This is a genomic window from Achromobacter sp. 1011811831 (assembly GCF_059760905.1).
In genome coordinates, this window is sequence record NZ_JCBANG010000241.1 from 1 (window position 1) to 297 (window position 297).

Genomic DNA, 297 nt, shown 5'->3' on the forward strand with positions numbered 1-297 from the left:
GACAAGGGTTCCGTCACCGAAGACGACAAGCTCACCGCCAACGGCAAGCTGGACGTGGTCGACCCCGACAAGGGCGAAGCCGTGTTCAAGCCCCAGACCGACACCGCCGGCACGCATGGCAAGTTCTCCATCGACGCCAACGGCAACTGGAAGTACGAGCTCAACAACAGCGATCCCAAGGTCCAGGCCCTGGGCGCCGGCGAGAAGCTGACCGAGACCTTCGAAGTCGTCACCGCCGACGGCACCAAGGGCACGGTCACCATCACCGTCAACGGCACCAACGACGCCCCGACCATC

1 protein-coding gene is annotated in these 297 nt (G+C 64.3%); it reads left to right on the plus strand.

The genetic code is table 11. The features are described 5' to 3' along the window. Positions 1-297, plus strand: a 297-nt coding sequence (locus AC6LJ9_RS30795; RefSeq protein WP_498150479.1) for a VCBS domain-containing protein, incomplete at both ends; no start/stop codon positions are given.